Below are 17,257 nucleotides of genomic sequence, written 5' to 3'. Positions count from 1 at the left end.
TCGTGGAAGATCGTTCTTAAAAACCTACGATGTATGGATATTAAAGAAAGCCCCGTTAATTGAATAACGATTGAATTTTTATAGCCACTTCTTTTGGTTTAACGTCAATAGTTGATAACTTGTTAATTTCTATCCACATTGGCAGATATGTTCCTCGTTGTCTATTCTCATCTGTATACTCTTCACCTTTCCCTGTACCGAAATCTCCATCAATTATCTCAGCAAGGAAAAAGTATTGAGTTCCATTAAATTCGATTGTTGAAATACACTCACTAACATTAACTTTAACACCTAATTCCTCTAATGCTTCCCTTTTGGCTCCTTCTTCAGGTGTCTCTCCATCTTCTATTCCACCACCAGGGAATACATAATAAACTGAATCTTCTCGAACTCTTTTAATAAGTCCAACTTTATTATCTTCAATCAAAACTACTGAACCTCTATTTCTCATATGTATTTCCCCCAATGTTATATATACCTGATCAAACTAAAACGCTCTTTTACTTAAAAATAATTATTTCAAACTTCAACAAATAGGACAATCACTTATTCCACGTAGCCCTTAAATTGAAAAGACACCCTTCTAAAAGAAAGGCGCCATAGTGTTGAAGATTCTATTAGTTAACGTTAACTTAAGAAGTAAGCATTTGTATCTACTTTGGATTTTCAATTTTGTTTTTAATTAAATTTTCAGCTTCATTTTTGATCATCTCTATATAGTGACTTTTTTTGAAAGGTTTTGTGATTTTTGTAATCCCTCTTAGGTTTCCTTTTACTTTTGTTTTGCGATTATGCACATCAACAATAACTGTCAAATACACTTTATTATTGTACTTAACCAAGCCTGTTACTTGTCTGTTTTTTAAATCGATGTTTGTATATTGGGGAATTATCCTTAGTGGAGCAAATGTAGTCGTTCCATAATTTTTAGCATTGGAACCTAATTTATATGTAAAATAGTTTATAAACCCTTTTATCCTCGAACACATATCTTCCGTTCCTTTAAATGTAGATTTAATAATATATTACCATAAACTTCATTAAATCTTATTATACATTACTTCTCATTTTAATGTTAAGAAGATTATGTTACTGGACAATCTTACCCCATTCATAAAGAAAGACGATTCTCTTAGAGAAATGCGCCATTATCTTGAATAAGCATTCCCTTTTTCGGGGGATATGTAAAAATACCCAAATTGCCCCTTATGGTTAAACACAAAACAGGCTGACGCGTTAGCTAGTAGTTTTTATTAAACCATCAAGGGAATGGTTTTCATTTCATAGATTTTTTGGAGCGTATGGACAAGCTTCGTCTTCTCGTCATCATCCTCTGTGTGGAGATACCCTTCGACAATCCTGTACCCGAATACGAGAAGGATTATCTCGTAGACACAATGATCGGCGATTCGGGATACATCCGTATACTCCGAAAAGCCTTTGTAATACGCAGGGATGCATCGCTGGTAGTGTTCAACCATGTTATTGATATCCGATTCATCCGCGATCAGACTTGCGAGATCCTCACCCAGGTAGCCCCATCCGCTGGTATCCCAATCGATAAGCGCGAAATTCCCGTCAGCATAAATAAGATTGGTTACCCAGAAGTCCCGGTGACACAGCACAAGGGGCAACTTTCCAATACGGGCGAATATCTCGTCTGCTTGCTCATCGATGTCGATGAGCATTTGCCGTACGTGCAGAGGCAATTCGCAGTCTTCCGATCGTATATAATCGTAGACGACCGGCCATGATCGGTAATGCAAATACATATTCTTCATGAGATCCGGATGGCTCAGGTTGGTTAGGCTTTTCAGCACGGCGGGTTGCTCCGCATACAGCTTGCCTTGAAGGCGCCCTAACTCCAGCGCGGCCTTTTCATACATATCGCCGGTCAAATCTAAACCCGATATGCCATCGATATATTCCATCCATATCTGTGTTTCGTTTTCTTTTTCGTTCATTTCGATGTGATAACATTCTGGCCAACGGAATGATTCAGAAAACACAGCGCCGAAATTGGATTTATAAAAATCATATTCCCTGCGCCATGAATCGGGATCGCTGTAGCGTTCCCATTTCTTCTGCGTTTTTGAAACGATTTTATAGGGAAATTTCTCACCGTCAGTGGTTTTGGCATTGCACGTAACAAGCTGTACTTCACCCACTGTACCGCCTTGTAATTGTTTGGCTTGGAAATCGACGCAGATTATTTTTGTGCCGAATATTTTGCTTAAAACCTGTGTCAAAGTTTCAGTTTTTATTGTACTCATTTTTTGAAACCTCCATTTTTCTTCGTATTCTTGCTCCGCATGGCAAGCGATTTATGACGCGCTTCTTTACCCCTTAGATAACCCGCCTTATCATTCACAAACCTGTTTTCACGCTTTTGCGCGAGATAACTCTCCCAATGCACTTGACGCAACGAGCCATCGGCAAGTGCGGAGAGAACAGCACAGCCTGGCTCGTTCTTATGGCGGCAATCATTGAATCGATCCTCTCCTAAAATCTAAAGTTGTTTTTGGGCATAAAAATACCGCGAAACAGCAGCCTCCTAAGGCTGCTGTTTCGCGGCGAAAAGCCAAAAGTTGGCTTATAAATCAAGAAGGGATACGACCCTTCATCGTATCCCACTAACAGCAGTATTCACGAAAGGTTACTGATTGCGGCATAGCAAAAAACACCGGTTAAATCCCCGATTGTTCTCATTCCATGCTATAAACAAAGACTGGAATTTACTATGCCCGATATTTGGTTAAGTTAAAATCACCAATACCATATAAGAAGTCATTAAAGACATCTCCTTTCGCGAGGAAAAATCGAATTATAATTTCACTTCTAAAGTATGACATTCGCTTAGTGAGAAATCAACAAAAAATTGAATTATAGGAAAATTTCAATAGTTAAATTCTATAACTTTATTGAACTACTACCCAATCCGAACTATCCTTATGCCACAATATGGCCCTTTTGACTAATATGAAAGTAAAAAACTCATGAATCACATTCATGAGTTTTGATCAATCTTTTTTACATATGGTCAAACTTTATTCAATATGATCAGACTTTTTTATATGTGATCAAACTTTATTTCAAACCTACAATACAAACCTGATGTTGAAGCAAATTTCCTAACAATTTAAAAAGACCCCTATCCGCTACTTAAACCAGTGGGGAATATAGAGAATCTTGCTTTCAGTGGGAGTTTTTATATCTCCCGCAGAAAGTTAGATGAACTTATCAGGTGAAAATATGCTGTTATGTCTTACAGTATGAGAACGTGATAAATAAGCACCTACAAAGTAAGTGCCTATTATGTCTTTCACTGACGCCGTCTATTTTATTTGATCTCAAAAGTTTTTGTGATTTCAATACTCTCAATTACAGATTGAACCATAGAGCAATTTTTTGTAGTGAGTTCGATTGCTTTTTGCATTTTTTTATCATCTATATCTGAAGAAACGATAGTAAAGTGCAAATGGATTTTCTCAATACGATCTGCTTTCTCTTCATTTCTTTCTATATCTGCTTTTATATGGAGGTCGTCAAAATTAATTCTTTGTTTGTTTAAAATTCTACGAAGTATTCCACCACTACATACTGCAATTGAAGAAACGAGTAACTGATAAGGCCTAAATCCAAACTCTTCGTCCCCAGAAACATCCAGTTGTCCATAAGGTAGTTCTGTGAAAAAACCGACTTTTTTCATATTAAATTCCATATCGTCACCTCTAACTATCTATATTTATCCCACATTCATGAGATGTAAAAACTCGATCTCAAATGTTGATTAGATAACAGTCTTCAACTTTGCACAGAAGGCACTTGAAATCATACGTATAATTATAGGATAGCTTTGCAGGTTTGTATATGTCAAACTTTAATGATCAATAGTTACCTTTTCACTTCCCCGTAGTTTGTGCATTCCTCGGGGTTTTAAAGGTGTATTGTTATTTTACTAGTCCGCGTAATTCATTGATATCTTGAATGTTATATTGATCCATATACGATTCTATCCCTTGAAGAACCTCCGTCATTGCGGTCGGATTCGTTAAACCAGCTGTTCCAACAGCAATGGCGTCAGCTCCTGCAAGTATAAATTCAATAGCATCTTCTCCTGTTTGGATTCCACCCATACCAATAATCGGAACATCTACAGCGTTTGCTACCTGATAAACCATACGAACTGCAATCGGCTTCACTGCAGGACCTGAAAGGCCTCCCATTTTGGTTGCTAAAATAGGCTGTCTGTGATGCACATCAATTCGCATGCCTAACAGCGTATTAATAAGGGAAAGTGCATCCGCACCACCACTTACCGCTGCCTTAGCCATCTCTGTTATATGTGTCACATTCGGGCTAAGCTTCACAATTAGCGGTTTATCAGTGTGTCTTTTCACTTGCCCAGTTATCTTCTCTACCATTTTTGCATCCGTACCAAATGCAACGCCGCCTTCTTTGACATTTGGACAAGAAATGTTCAATTCTAACATTTCAACCGAAGTCCCTTGTAGTTTCTCCGCTACTTCACAATACTCTTCTATTGTTCTACCAGCTATATTTACAATGATTTTCGTATCAAATTGTTCCAAATACGGTAACTCTTCTTGTAAAAATACGTCTACACCTGGATTTTGCAATCCAACACTATTAAGCATTCCTCCATACGTTTCCGCAACCCTAGGTGTGGCATTACCAGTCCAAGGTTCACTGGATATTCCTTTTACAACTACAGCCCCAAGTTGATTTATGTCCACATAGTCAGCACATTCACGAGGTTGGAACGTACCTGATGCATTCATCACAGGATTTTTGAATGTTACATCTGCTATTTTCACTTGCAGTGATTTACACATCAAAAACGACCTCCTTATTAAAAAAGATCGGACCCTCTGTACATACTTTTTTATACTCCCATTGTTTTCCTTGTCTCTTTATTTTAGCTACGCAACCGACACAAGCGCCGAAACTACAACCCATTCTTTCTTCTAATGAGATTTGACCTTCTATTTGATGATGAATGGACCATTGATGTACTGCTTTTAACATTCTCTTTGAACCACAAGAGTAGAACATGTCTCCTGTAATGTCATTTCTATTTAATAGATCAATCACGTTTCCTTGTTCTCCAACAGATCCATCCGTCGTACTAATATAAAGTTCATCTGCATAACGTTTAAATTCATTTACTAAAAATAGTTTATCTCTAAAACCAAGGACGATTTTTTTCTTGCCTCTGAGCCTTTTGGTAAGCTCTAGTAATGGAGGTATTCCTAAACCACCACCAATAATGATATGCTCTTTGACAGGTTGATTTACATCGTACCCATTACCTAATGGACCTAAAATATCAATTGTTTCACCTGATTGTAATTCAATAAATTCTTTAGTTCCTGCACCAACAACAGCATATACAAGTTTCATAGTTCCTTCATTGTGGTCTGTTTCACATACACTAATAGGCCTTGGTAAAAGCTTAGATTCATTCCTGCAATACAAATTAATAAATTGCCCTGGCATTGTTGCTCGAGTTATTTCATCGTTATGGAGCACCATTTCATAGATATTTGTTGCAATTTGCCTATTATCAAGTATTTTAGCAGTCATTCTCTTTTTCTTATCATTCTGTGACATGGTTTCCTCCTCGTTAGTAATAGAATCTTGCACATTTTGCTTTCTATTATATCGAGTATGAGGAGAGAACGATGTGATAAAAACAACACTAGAGTGATATAAACTCACCATTTAAATACAAGGTGGCTAATCGTTTTAAATATACTTATAGAGTTTTATTACTTCCATTTAATAATTTAAAATTTAATTAAACTGTATTTCAACAATCCCCCTATAATCCTTAATTAATTTACTATTTATAAAAAGAGTGTGCGCTTGCTTTTCTTTTTCATACTGAGATTGTTTTTTCTTAAGTCCTCTTTTATTTATTGATACAAGTTTCCATCTATCCATTCACTAATTGTGTGGCCTATGTCTAGCAATCATTTACCTAACAAACTAAGAAATTTTTATAAATAACAAAAAAGCCCCCAAACTCACAGTCCAAGAGCACAGATCTTACAAACCCAAATCGAATTTTTATCTTTCAAGCTTGCCCCATGTAATATTGAAGGCTAGTTTCCAAGCCATCCATAGGCTTAAAATAGATATTACTGAATAAAGTAAGATACCATAAATGAACAGAGTGCTAATAAAATGCAGACCAGCAAATAAACCAATAAACAGCATTAAACCAATGATGAGAAAACCTTGACTACTTTGTTTGTAATGATCAAAAGATTCAGAAAAAGGAAGCGATTTTTTAAGCAGGATAAAACATATTACACTATATAAGCACAAATTGATAAATACGACTATAAGGTCAGGTAATATTCTCACACCAAAAAGTGCAATAAATAATGCACATAACAGCAAGTATACGGGTAAATACAAATTAAAAATAAAGGCCTTAATCGTACCACTAAACATCGGTTTCAAACTTGCGGTAGGGGTAACTTTATAAATCCATGCACCTTTATATTTTCCTGAGAATTTCAAGAGAATCATTATGGTAGGAACGGTGATTAAAGTAAAATAAATGGACAAGTACGATTTACTAGCGGTAAGTTGTTCAAAATTAGAATTAAATCCATTTATGATAAAAATAAAAGGCAATATAATGGAAAAGCCTAAAGAAGGATAGACTTTCAATTTAAATTCGCGTTCATTTTTCATCATTAAACTAGCAAATCGGAAAAAGCTTCTTTCCTCATGTGAACGACAAATAAATTTCAGAAGGGATTGACCAAGTTTACTTCTTTTCTTCTCTTTCGCTTTTTCATGATAGGTAAGCTTTTGCAGGTTTTGCTCGAATGCAGAATTATATTTAATATAAAGCCAGATTGATAAGAATGGAAGTAGGACTCCTAAAACTGAATACAACAAATACAACAGCTGAATGTCACCATTCATCACCATTTCCATCATGGCTCCATACCACATCGGGAAGATGAAGATTTGCCACCATCGGGGTTCAAGTGAAGAAACTAAGTCAATCACTACAAAAGAACGTGCAAGTAATTGATATCCCACCATAATTGCAAAAGACAGCAAGATTTGCACATAGTTAATAATATCTTTTAATCTTTCTCCATCAAAGAATTGTAAAATAGATAGATAGATGAGTGCTGTTAGCCCAACAACCAATAAATTGATCAGGATAATATTTATAACTGATACAAAGAAAAACAAGAAGCCATTCTTTACAAGTCCTACAATCAATGGGACACCAACAAGCGCTATAGTTAGCCAAGATATATAAATAATAATATGTACGATTTTTGCGGTGCTAATCGTTCTCCTGTCCACAGGTTTTGGAAACAAAATGTTTCGATCACGGATATCTAACAAAACGGAAGAAAAATCTGAGATCATAGATGTCATTACAAAAAAAGTGAAAATCCCATAAAATAAACTCATTTGAAAAAGGTGGTTTTCTCCAATTAGTAAAAACGGAATCATAAACAGTCCGAACAATACATATATCCATAATGATTTTATGTACTGATTGCTATCATCCTTATCTTTCTTTGAATTTTGTGAGAAAATGGTTGGAACACGTCGACTATCCATCGTTAATTTAACCTGTAATATTCTTCTCATACTCTTATAATCTACATCAAAAATTGTAAATAATCCCTGCAAATGATCTAGTAGTTTCAGGGTTCTATAGTTCTTCATTCTTCCATCTCACGTACAACAGAAACAAATCGTGAACCAAGTTCTTTATGTTCACTAAATCCAGTAAGTTGATTAAAAATTTGTTCAAGAGAGCCTTCCGTATTTTCCCGCGATAAATCTTCAAAAGTTCCATCTGCTGCTATTTTACCGTCATTCAGAAGAATGATACGGCTGCTGATTTTTTCGACCACATCCATAATATGAGAAGAATAAAAGATTGTTTTTCCTCGATCTGCAAGCTGGGACATGATTTCTTTGAAAATCATCACACTATTTGCATCCAAACCATTAATAGGTTCATCAAAAAACAATAATTCAGGATCATGCAATAAACTTGATATAATTAAAAGCTTTTGTCGCATACCTTTTGAGTAAGAAGCTATTCGAGAATGATATACTTCACCAACACCGAATAGTTCCATTAAAGTTTTAGCCTTATAATCAACAAAGTTAAAATCAAGACCGTACAATTCACCAATAAAGGTTAAATATTCATGGGCAGTTAAATTATCATATAGTTCGGCGATTTCCGGCACATATCCAATTTTTCTTTTATACTCAACATCCCCATTAGAGATATCGTGATCGAAAAGTTTCACCTCACCAGAATAGTCATGTTCAATACCTAGCATGATTTTAACCGTCGTGCTTTTCCCAGCTCCATTAGGACCGATATAACCAATGATTTCTCCTCTTCTTACTTGGAGAGATACACCATCTAGGACAGTTTTTGTACCATAATCTTTTTTCATATTTTTAATTGATAATACAACTTCTTCCATCTAATTCGTCTCCTATCCCCTTATCAATGATTTAATATAATTATATCCGTTTTTGATTATCATATATAACTCATTGTAAAAAAGCGAGCTAGTTTATGCAATGCTTAAACATAGAGAAATCAGACGGAGACTTTACTCCACCTGATTCGAAAGTATCACCAATAAAATTATTAATTCTCCTGGGTAATATTGTATAAATAATGTATTATTTTAAAAACGTATTACTTTACTACTATACATCCTTTTTCCCTATCAATTTACATACTGGTGAGCATAAGTTTCCATTTGTATACTTACACACGGAACACCAGAGTCTTGTGCCTGCCATATAAGGGCATTTTCAGTTCAAACATTTTTGGGCAATCCTTTTGGTGGTGTTGCATACTTCATATTCATTTGGTTTTCGTCAATGATTCATCTCTTATAGAACATTCGCTCTTGTTATATAAGGGATACATGGAAATGTGCAAGAGTACATTTTTTAGAAATGGTTACACGTCCAGTCAAAGCAATAATTTAATTCATACAATGTAAAAAACTATAAGGATGTGATATTATGGGTGTTTTTGATGAATCTAAGTGTGATTGTTGTGTTTGCCCGATGCAGTGTGTTTTGGAGGAATTGGTTGGGGAGACAGTAGAAATCCAAACAGCTGTTAGTAGTATTGATACTATCATTACTGGTATAGATAATTTTATTGTGTCAACTACTGGTGGAGATATTCCAGTTTGTCAAATTACTCAAATGAATATTCAAGGTCCTACAGGTACAATAATCTCAAGTGTGTTATCCGCTTTAAAACCTATAAGAAAAAGTAAAGGGAGATGTGCTTGCTGTGAAGACCCTATGACAAATTTGCTTAAATTTGAGATTGGGAATACTTTTGAAATAGAATTTATTGGGCCAGATGTGTCTTTTACAGATGAAATAATAGGAGTAGGCGAAGGAATTGTTCTAGGATTTGATCCCTCTGAAGGTGGGTTTTTAGATATTTATTCTACATGTTCAATAACTAGAGTTAACCCAAACACAATAATCTAGAGATCAAGACTTTAGGTTCTTAACTATATAAAAGCATGAAGAATAATCAAATATCATCACGTCACCTTTTTCATACTTTATATAAATTCTCCATTGTCGAATAGACGGGCAATTTCATCTTCAGTCTCTCACAGAGACAAATGTGAAAGTCTCCCTTCATTTGGCTCTTGTTATCCAATCATGTCAAAAGTCCTATTGCCAGTGATAAATGATTACGATTACACTTTATTATTGCGTTGGAACTTTTATTTTTACAGAGGTTGCAACCATCACAACCCCCCCCAAACCGCAGTCTGAGGGAATATAATCGAATCCAATCATCGCCAGTTGCTTACGGGGTATTTGGTGGTTTTATATCAATCGGTCCATCTATCGGTGTTACAGGTGGTTTGCCTCCGACCCATATTTGCGGAACCTCCGGAATCCAAGTCACTTCATCTTCTGGTACGCCCATTTGGTTGGAGAAAAATCTTAACGGAACATAGGTCGTTCCTTCATAGATCATCGTTAGTGGCACATAAGTTAAGCCGTTAAAGAATTCACCTGGGTTGTCATTGTTCTCAGCCTCATATTTTTCTTCATTGAAGTAAAGCTCTAAATCTGGATAAATCGTAACTTCAATCTGTTTTTTCATGTAAGCAGCCCCTGCAAACGCACTGGTGGAAGCAATTAATAACCCGATTACTATGAATAAGATCGTTTTTTTCATTTTTAATTCCCCCTAGATTAGAAAACATATGTTTTCTAATTTTATAGTTAAAATGTATGTAGAAGTTGTATAAGATAGACCTATCTACAATGATTTTGAATTCTAACATTTGGGGGAACATTACAATCCCTTCTCCTACATTAGTGATTATCCCTTGAAATGGGAAAGTGTTTATTAATATATTAAAATTACCTCCTATCATAGAATCTAATTGATTAGTGGTTGGATCTTCACAGCATTTACAAATTCCTGTGCTTTTCTTTTTTGGTTTAAGTTTTATTTCAGGGAGATTAATTGGAGGGTTTACAGAGAAAATTCTTATTCCGCCAATATTACAGAGGTTTTTAAAAAATAGAATTCTCCTTGTCTTTGGTCATATGAAATTGGATCAAATCAAAACTTTTCATATTCTTGATTTTATCAACTCACTTGAATAAGAAGGAAGTCGTCAAGACGGAAAAAGTGGATCACTTTCAAGCGGGACAATAGAATATATTTACCGGATATTAAAAAATGTCCTATCAAGAGCTGTGGAATGGCAAATCATTAAATCAAATCCAGTTTTAAATGTGAAAAACCGAAGGTTGAGCACCAAGAAAGAAATGTGTATTCTCCCGAAGAAATTCATGATCTATTTGAAGTTCTAGAAAAAGAACCTTTCCACTTGGACAAGTTCTCCAACAAGCAGACAAAGAAGCTGCTAATAAATTCGACTCTATTTTACCTAATCAGAAAAAAAATATCGGGGACGTTTAAAACCACAGAAAAGAAAGTTTTATTCAAATCCCGTCCCCAATTCGTCCCCATCTATAACATCCATTCACTTAAACCTTTAATAAATCAAGGAAGTAACACACTCCACATGCACCGTATGCGGAAACATATCCACAGGCTGAACCCGCTCCGTTCGAAACCCGCCATCCTCCAAAATCCGCAAATCGCGAGCCAAAGTAGCAGAATCACAAGAAACATAAACAACCCGCTTCGGTTTCATTGCAATAATCGTCTGCAACAAGGTCTCATCACACCCCTTGCGAGGTGGATCAACCACAATCACATCCGCTTCTACCCCTTGCTCTTTCCACTTCGGAATCACTTCCTCCGCTTTACCTACTGCAAACTCAACATTATCCATCTCATTTAATTGTGCATTCACTCTAGCATCTTCTATTGCTTCTTTTACAATTTCAACACCGTACACTTTTTTTGCTTTTTGAGCTAAAAACAACGAAATCGTCCCAATCCCACAATAAGCGTCGATCACAGTTTCTTCACCTGTGAGCCCAGCATATTCCAATGCTTTTTCATATAAAACTTTCGTTTGAACAGGATTTACTTGATAAAAAGAGCGTGCGGAGATGGCGAACTTCACTTCTCCGATATAATCATAGATGACGTCTTTTCCCCACAATGTTTTCGTTTGATCTCCAAAAATGACATTTGTTTTCTTCGTATTCACGTTCTGACAGATGCTCACCACTTGATTGAATTTATCACGGATTTGAGAGACAAAATGTTTTTGTTTTGGGAGCTGCTCACCATTTGTCACCAATACGACCATAATTTCATTGGTATGGATGGCTATTTTGACCACAACATGTCTAAGCAAACCTTTGTGAGTTGTTTCATTGTAAGCTGAGATGCCTAATTGCTGTGCAATATGTTTTACTTCACGAATCAAATCATTATTCAAATCGTGCTGTATGTTACACGTATCCATATCGATAATTCTATGGCTGCCTTGTGCGTAAAAACCTCCAACTAAACCACCTTCATGTTCACCAATAGGAACCTGTGCTTTATTACGATAGTTCCATGGGTCGTCCATACCAAGGGTAGGAAGGACAGTTACTCCCTCCAACTTCCCAATCCGCTCCATATTATCTGTGACACGCTGTCTTTTCCATTCAAGCTGTGCATTATAATCCATATGCTGAAGCTGACAGCCCCCACATTGATTGTATATATCACACTCTGGTTCTGTTCTACCTTCACTTTTTTCTACGATTTCCAACAGTTTTCCGTAACCGTAAGTTTTTTTTACCTTTATTACTTTTGCTTTTACTTTTTCCCCAGGAAGCGCGCCCTTAATAAAAAGGGTATAACCGTCTATTCGGCCTACCCCTTCTCCGCTATGTCCTATGCCTATAATATCTATTATTACATCCATGTTTTTTGCAACAGGAGGTTTATTTGTTGTTGTACTCATGTTTAATGGATCACTCCAGTTTTAATCGTTATAAGTCGTCATGCGTAGTTCGTCTATAAAAATGGGAATATGGGATGGCAATAATGAAAATGTTTTTGGTAGTGTGCCGCCATACTCTCCATCTAAATTAATTTGTGTATAGTCAGAGGATGAAATTTGAAGATGATTGGATTTAAAGTGAATGACATGCGGATCATTCAAATGCGCTCCCTTTAATGTTAGGGATACGATTCTAATGAATTCAGCCAAATTGCATTTTTTTAATATAAATACATCAAACAAACCATCACTCAAGCTTGCAGTAGGTGCGATTTTTTCCATTCCACCTACAGAGTTGCTGTTAGCAATGAGAAAGATCATAACCTCTTCGTCTTCTAAGGTGATTTCCTTTGATTTTATCGATAAATGAATAGGACGGAATTGGGGGAGTTTTTCTAATCCCTTCATATAATATGCTAACTGCCCTAACATGGTTTTCAGCTTGCTTGGGACTTCGTAAGTCAACTCTGTTAATGAACCTCCGCCTGCAATGTTGATAAAGTATTCATCATTTACTTTACCTATATCAATTAATTCGGTATATTCTTTTAAAATAATATCACACGCTCTTGACCAGTTCTTAGGAATACCTAATGCTCTTGCAAAATCGTTTGTAGTGCCTAATGGAAGGATACCTAATTTTGGACGGTAAGGCTGATTCGCCAATCCGTTCACAACCTCATTCAAAGTTCCATCTCCACCTGCAGCAATAACAACGTCAAACTCTCTTTTGACTGCTTCTTCCGCTGCTCTAATGGCATCTCCTTGTCCGCTTGTTTCATGCGTGGACGTTTCAAAACCGCCTTTTTCAAGCTTTTTTAAAACCTCGGGCAGCCTTCTTTTCATTTCTTCTCTCCCCGATGAAGGGTTATATATTAATCTTGCTCTCTTAACCATAAATTCCACCTACTTTTAAAATACAGTGCTACCATACCTATGTCTTATTTTTCTAATTATAACTTAAAAAATTGAAAAAGCCTAACTAGCAAAACTTCACTTCAATCATATATATTCAACATGTTATTGTTTTAAACTACCTAAAAATTGGATTGAAAAAGGATAGACTTCACTTATAGAGTGATAAAAAGGCTACAGGATATATAAAGTACACAGGTGAAGAACCCTTCTACTAAAAGAAAGGTTCATTTTATCATATCATTTACTTGCTGCTCGATCCATATGGAAATCTTTATGTCAGGTAAGATTGGTTTTCCGTTGTACAGGTAGATGAATTCCTTTAATCGACTCGGGATCACATCATTCGTAAAATATCCCTCACTTAGAAATAAAGGAACAATAATCACCTTATGGTTTGGATATTTTTTATGTAGGACCTTCATTTTGCAGTAGACTTGATTAGGTAATAACATAGCTGAATCTGAACCAGCAAAACCCCCGAGCTTCTGCACCCTTTGTGCCAATGACTCTAGTCCACTTCTCCACTTGGCATGAAACCCTTTCTCTTTTGATCCATGTCCCACTATACATACAACTTCCTGCTGTGGGTGTTTAGATAAATCCTTAATTCTTTCATATAATATATTTGCAATGATAGGATCATCATCTACAGGAACACCTAAATGAATATTCGAGTTTATATCCATTGGTGTCATATCCGTTTCTAGTATTGGAGTTGAGATCACTCCAAGTGCATAGCTGATTTCATCCAAATGGGTGCTTCCAGACGATACAAATAAAGGGATAACGATGATATCCGTTACCCCTTGATCTTCTAATCTGTATATTCCATCTTGAATGAGGCGATTTTCAACTAACTCCAAAAAAGAAGATTCCTTTGGAATGGAATCATCGAGCCCAACTTCATCAACAGCTTGGTCAACTAAACGGACCCATTTTTCATTTCTTGAACCATGGCTTATCACTAGTAAACCGTATTTTTTCATCTGTCTCCTCCTGATGGACAATCGTGTTTTTACTTTTTGATTCTCTCTAACGCCATTTGGTAACCATCATTACCGTAATTCAGGCATCTTTTCACTCTAGAAATCGTCGCTGTGCTTGCACCTGTTTCCGCTTCGATTTGATTGTAGGTGCTCCCTTTTCTTAGCATTCGCGCTACTTCTAGGCGTTGAGACAAGGATTGGATTTCATTCACAGTACACAAATCATCAAAAAATGTATAACACTCCTCAATATCCTCTAAAGAAAGAATCGCTTCAAATAATTGCTCTATAGATTTATCATTGAATTTTTTTAATTGCATTTATTATTCATCCCCTATGTACACTTTTTATTCTATATTATCATATCATACTTTAAGTGACTAATGCATTCAAACGTTCAATTGTATAAACTTTACAGAATAAAATTAATTATTCATCCCTATCTCTCATCTATTAGCTTCGAATGGAACATTGATATGTACTAAAAACCTTAATAATAGAACGCTTTCAAATTCCTGAAACAGCGTCCTCTTCCAAAGGCTATATTATATTATCTTCCGATACATTAGCTCTTACTGTAAATGTTTTTTAGTAGCATTTACACATGTTAGATGTGAGATAAGTGTAGAGTTCAGTATTTTATATATCCAACTTTAACATCATTGTGTTATTCATGATCATCATCTTTTAAGAAATTAATTGTCAATCTCACTTCATTTTACATATTATAAATTCTTATTCATACTCATGTAGATCAAATTAGGGATAAGAGAAGTGAAATTTTTTTTGTGAATCGTGACAATCGTCCATACAACACGAATGCCTATTACATATTGTATAACAAAATCAATAGTAGGTAACCTAAAATTTTTATTGCACTTTTTGGGGCACCTATATAAAAAGGATTGTGGGCCAATTGAAAAGACAAAATCAGTATCCTAAAGCAGTGACGCACGCGGCTCCACCTAATCAAAATAACTTTCATGGAGCTCGTATAAGAAATGATTTTCCGGGAGCGAATCAGAATCAATTTCCAATGATGAGCAATGACTTTCCACCTGCTGTTCCTTTTGAAGAAACAAGAAATATGAATCTGCCAGTGGAAGCACCAACTGCTACACCTACAACAGGCGGTACTGGCGGTACTGGTAGTGCCGGTAGTGGCGGAGCCAGCGATTTACTTTCCAATTTACCCATTGGTGACATTAAATCCATGGTTGATAAGTTAGGCGGAGTAGAGGGCATCTTTAATACGATTAATAAAATGAATGGCTTTATGAAGCAAATGCAACAATTCTCTCCTATGTTAAAATTGCTATTGGGTTCTTTTGGGAAAGGAGCCGCAGCAGCTACAGCTGCTGATGCTGCGCTTTTAGAGGATCGGAGTAGAAGAAAAAAAAGAAGAAAGAGAAGGAGATCAGGTTCTTCTAAAAACAGAAAGTATAGTTCTAAAAGCTCAAGAACAAGATCCAAAAATAGCAAAAGAAGGGCAAAAAGATAAAATAAACTTTGGAACTTCAAGTCACCTGTTGGCATCTTGGAAGGACGCATGGAGAAAAAGTTTCTCTTCGCGTTCTTTTTTCTTATTATTTTCTGGGAAAATCCCATTTTCATGATTGTGTGAAGTTATCGGTAAAAATCCATCTTGACTCACAAAAATCTGGTCTTCAGTATAATGCTTTTCTAACCCCTTTTTCACTCTTAAATAGGCAGAAGGATCATACCATTCATGCAAATTCTCTTTTTCATAAATTTCTTGAATGCCTAATCTCTTTGTCCTTTTCCCTTCACTTCCATCCCCCATAAAATAATCATCTATACAAATGCGATCCACAACAGAGGATAATTTTTCTGCAAAGGAATCTGAGCTGGGCAGTACTGGTGAAATTGCAACTTGCGTTGGTAAACCTACTTCTTTTAACTCTTGTAATGCTTTGAATCTACCTGCTATGGGTGGGGCTTTTGGAGTAAATATTTTTCTCATTTTTTCACGGTCTGTTTCTATTGTCATACTAATAAGGAGACGGGGTTTTAATTGATTAAATAAGTCAATATCTCTAGTCACTAAAGGACTTCTAGTTTGTACAAATAAAAAGTCTGGTTGTATATCAACCATAACTTCTAGAAGTGACCGTGTTATAAAATGTTTAGCTTCAACAGGCTGATACGGATCAGTACTAGATGACATAAAAATGTAAACAGGACCTTTTTGTTTAGCTTTTACAAGCTCTTTTTTTAATAAATTAGATGCTCCTTTTTTCACATCCACCCAAGTTCCCCATCCAGCTTTAGATTGTCTAAATTTAGAAATTGGCATCTCACGGACGTAACAATATTTACAAGAAAAAGAACATCCAGCATATGAATTTAACGTATGTGTATATCCTTTTAAATAACCACTGGCTTTTGTTAAAATTTGCTTTGGCTCTTTTATATGTATTTCCATTAAAACCGCCTCCTACTAAAATGAATTGCATGGATAATATACAGTCTTCTGTGATAATTTGTCTTTTTTTTGTGAATCAACTATTTCAACTCTGTATTATACATTTTAATCAATATCATTTTTTAATCTCAACAAATCAAACTAATGTTATATGCATATCCATTTAACAACGGTTACATTTTACCATTAACCAAGCGTTTTGTTGTTTTCAACATATCAAAAATATCAAATAACGTCCACGATTCATTTTTCAGCATTCTCAATGCTATTGACGCAGAATTAAGAAGGAGACAACATAGTATCAAAAGACAAGATTGAAAAATATGCCTGAGAAGGTTCTGAAGAAAAAGCAGTGGCATCTATTACATTTCAAGATGGAGAATGAAGAGGGA

The 17,257-nt window shown here is 35.7% G+C and carries 17 protein-coding genes; 3 read left to right on the top strand and 14 right to left on the bottom strand.

Annotated features, from left to right (window positions below):
- Positions 1–55: 55 nt before the first annotated feature.
- The 8 genes from Q5Y73_RS23745 to Q5Y73_RS23710 form a co-directional block, all read right to left on the bottom strand.
- Positions 56–451, bottom strand: coding sequence for an NUDIX hydrolase (locus Q5Y73_RS23745; RefSeq protein ID WP_305994414.1), 396 nt, complete (start codon positions 449–451; stop codon positions 56–58).
- Positions 452–653: 202 nt separating this feature from the next.
- A complete protein-coding gene (locus Q5Y73_RS23740) occupies positions 654–989 on the bottom strand; it encodes a hypothetical protein (RefSeq protein WP_305994413.1) in 336 nt (111 codons plus the stop codon).
- 264 nt (positions 990–1,253) lie between these two features.
- On the bottom strand, positions 1,254–2,273 hold the full coding sequence (locus tag Q5Y73_RS23735; RefSeq protein ID WP_305994412.1) for an aminoglycoside phosphotransferase family protein: 1,020 nt from the start codon (positions 2,271–2,273) through the stop codon (positions 1,254–1,256).
- A gap of 1,067 nt (positions 2,274–3,340) precedes the next feature.
- Positions 3,341–3,721, bottom strand: a complete 381-nt coding sequence (locus Q5Y73_RS23730; RefSeq protein ID WP_305994411.1) for an OsmC family protein — start codon at positions 3,719–3,721, stop codon at positions 3,341–3,343.
- Positions 3,722–3,950: 229 nt separating this feature from the next.
- Complete coding sequence (locus Q5Y73_RS23725) at positions 3,951–4,856, bottom strand: dihydroorotate dehydrogenase (protein ID WP_305994416.1); 906 nt, start codon at positions 4,854–4,856, stop codon at positions 3,951–3,953.
- The gene (locus Q5Y73_RS23720; RefSeq protein ID WP_305994410.1) at positions 4,849–5,634 is read right to left on the bottom strand and encodes a dihydroorotate dehydrogenase electron transfer subunit; all 786 of its coding nucleotides are present in this window, start codon (positions 5,632–5,634) and stop codon (positions 4,849–4,851) included. Before Q5Y73_RS23720 ends, Q5Y73_RS23725 begins: the two co-directional genes overlap by 8 nt.
- A gap of 459 nt (positions 5,635–6,093) precedes the next feature.
- Entirely contained in the window at positions 6,094–7,734 is a 1,641-nt protein-coding gene (locus Q5Y73_RS23715; RefSeq protein WP_305994409.1) for a hypothetical protein, read from the bottom strand.
- Positions 7,731–8,516 (bottom strand): ABC transporter ATP-binding protein, encoded by a 786-nt coding sequence (locus tag Q5Y73_RS23710; RefSeq protein ID WP_305994408.1) that lies wholly within the window; start codon positions 8,514–8,516, stop codon positions 7,731–7,733. The genes Q5Y73_RS23715 and Q5Y73_RS23710 overlap by 4 nt, the downstream gene beginning before the upstream one ends.
- Before the next feature lie 556 nt (positions 8,517–9,072).
- Here Q5Y73_RS23710 and Q5Y73_RS23705 point away from each other — a divergent pair.
- Positions 9,073–9,558 (top strand): hypothetical protein, encoded by a 486-nt coding sequence (locus tag Q5Y73_RS23705; protein ID WP_305994407.1) that lies wholly within the window; start codon positions 9,073–9,075, stop codon positions 9,556–9,558.
- Positions 9,559–9,889: 331 nt separating this feature from the next.
- Here the strand turns inward: Q5Y73_RS23705 and Q5Y73_RS23700 are convergent, their stop codons facing one another.
- Positions 9,890–10,267 carry a hypothetical protein gene (locus Q5Y73_RS23700; protein ID WP_305994406.1) on the bottom strand — a complete coding sequence of 126 codons (378 nt, stop codon included), beginning with the start codon at positions 10,265–10,267 and terminating at the stop codon, positions 9,890–9,892.
- Positions 10,268–10,644: 377 nt separating this feature from the next.
- Between Q5Y73_RS23700 and Q5Y73_RS24965 the strand changes: the two genes are divergently transcribed.
- Positions 10,645–10,704, top strand: a complete 60-nt coding sequence (locus tag Q5Y73_RS24965) for a hypothetical protein (RefSeq protein WP_371320271.1) — start codon at positions 10,645–10,647, stop codon at positions 10,702–10,704.
- A gap of 395 nt (positions 10,705–11,099) precedes the next feature.
- Here Q5Y73_RS24965 and rlmD read toward each other — a convergent pair whose 3' ends face one another.
- The 4 genes from rlmD to Q5Y73_RS23680 form a co-directional block, all read right to left on the bottom strand.
- Positions 11,100–12,476 carry a 23S rRNA (uracil(1939)-C(5))-methyltransferase RlmD gene (gene rlmD, locus Q5Y73_RS23695; protein ID WP_305994405.1) on the bottom strand — a complete coding sequence of 459 codons (1,377 nt, stop codon included), beginning with the start codon at positions 12,474–12,476 and terminating at the stop codon, positions 11,100–11,102.
- 21 nt (positions 12,477–12,497) lie between these two features.
- Positions 12,498–13,412: a diacylglycerol kinase gene (locus Q5Y73_RS23690; RefSeq protein ID WP_305994404.1), complete on the bottom strand. Its 915-nt coding sequence runs from the start codon at positions 13,410–13,412 to the stop codon at positions 12,498–12,500.
- 245 nt (positions 13,413–13,657) lie between these two features.
- Positions 13,658–14,419, bottom strand: a complete 762-nt coding sequence (locus Q5Y73_RS23685) for a sirohydrochlorin chelatase (RefSeq protein ID WP_305994403.1) — start codon at positions 14,417–14,419, stop codon at positions 13,658–13,660.
- Positions 14,420–14,448: 29 nt separating this feature from the next.
- Positions 14,449–14,739 carry a YerC/YecD family TrpR-related protein gene (locus tag Q5Y73_RS23680; RefSeq protein ID WP_305994402.1) on the bottom strand — a complete coding sequence of 97 codons (291 nt, stop codon included), beginning with the start codon at positions 14,737–14,739 and terminating at the stop codon, positions 14,449–14,451.
- A gap of 596 nt (positions 14,740–15,335) precedes the next feature.
- On the opposite strand from Q5Y73_RS23680, the gene Q5Y73_RS23675 reads away from it, so the two are divergent.
- Positions 15,336–15,920 carry a hypothetical protein gene (locus tag Q5Y73_RS23675; RefSeq protein WP_305994401.1) on the top strand — a complete coding sequence of 195 codons (585 nt, stop codon included), beginning with the start codon at positions 15,336–15,338 and terminating at the stop codon, positions 15,918–15,920.
- Between the two features lie 21 nt (positions 15,921–15,941).
- Here the strand turns inward: Q5Y73_RS23675 and Q5Y73_RS23670 are convergent, their stop codons facing one another.
- A complete protein-coding gene (locus tag Q5Y73_RS23670; RefSeq protein WP_305994400.1) occupies positions 15,942–16,865 on the bottom strand; it encodes an SPL family radical SAM protein in 924 nt (307 codons plus the stop codon).
- Positions 16,866–17,257 lie beyond the last annotated feature (392 nt).

Source organism: Chengkuizengella axinellae, from assembly GCF_030730905.1.
Classification (GTDB): domain Bacteria; phylum Bacillota; class Bacilli; order Paenibacillales; family KCTC-33759; genus Chengkuizengella; species Chengkuizengella axinellae.
The sequence above is the reverse complement of the archived record's forward strand: the minus strand, read 5'-3'. Positions and strand labels throughout refer to the sequence as shown.

Bases quoted from the DNA above. Each gene is read 5' to 3' on its own strand.
- Q5Y73_RS23745 (WP_305994414.1), bottom strand. From the start codon at position 451: ATGAGAAATAGAGGTTCAGTAGTTTTGATTGAAGATAATAAAGTTGGA.
- Q5Y73_RS23740 (WP_305994413.1), bottom strand. From the start codon at position 989: ATGTGTTCGAGGATAAAAGGGTTTATAAACTATTTTACATATAAATTA.
- Q5Y73_RS23735 (WP_305994412.1), bottom strand. From the start codon at position 2,273: ATGAGTACAATAAAAACTGAAACTTTGACACAGGTTTTAAGCAAAATA.
- Q5Y73_RS23730 (WP_305994411.1), bottom strand. From the start codon at position 3,721: ATGGAATTTAATATGAAAAAAGTCGGTTTTTTCACAGAACTACCTTAT.
- Q5Y73_RS23725 (WP_305994416.1), bottom strand. From the start codon at position 4,856: ATGTGTAAATCACTGCAAGTGAAAATAGCAGATGTAACATTCAAAAAT.
- Q5Y73_RS23720 (WP_305994410.1), bottom strand. From the start codon at position 5,634: ATGTCACAGAATGATAAGAAAAAGAGAATGACTGCTAAAATACTTGAT.
- Q5Y73_RS23715 (WP_305994409.1), bottom strand. From the start codon at position 7,734: ATGAAGAACTATAGAACCCTGAAACTACTAGATCATTTGCAGGGATTA.
- Q5Y73_RS23710 (WP_305994408.1), bottom strand. From the start codon at position 8,516: ATGGAAGAAGTTGTATTATCAATTAAAAATATGAAAAAAGATTATGGT.
- Q5Y73_RS23705 (WP_305994407.1), top strand. From the start codon at position 9,073: ATGGGTGTTTTTGATGAATCTAAGTGTGATTGTTGTGTTTGCCCGATG.
- Q5Y73_RS23700 (WP_305994406.1), bottom strand. From the start codon at position 10,267: ATGAAAAAAACGATCTTATTCATAGTAATCGGGTTATTAATTGCTTCC.
- rlmD (WP_305994405.1), bottom strand. From the start codon at position 12,476: ATGAGTACAACAACAAATAAACCTCCTGTTGCAAAAAACATGGATGTA.
- Q5Y73_RS23690 (WP_305994404.1), bottom strand. From the start codon at position 13,412: ATGGTTAAGAGAGCAAGATTAATATATAACCCTTCATCGGGGAGAGAA.
- Q5Y73_RS23685 (WP_305994403.1), bottom strand. From the start codon at position 14,419: ATGAAAAAATACGGTTTACTAGTGATAAGCCATGGTTCAAGAAATGAA.
- Q5Y73_RS23680 (WP_305994402.1), bottom strand. From the start codon at position 14,739: ATGCAATTAAAAAAATTCAATGATAAATCTATAGAGCAATTATTTGAA.
- Q5Y73_RS23670 (WP_305994400.1), bottom strand. From the start codon at position 16,865: ATGGAAATACATATAAAAGAGCCAAAGCAAATTTTAACAAAAGCCAGT.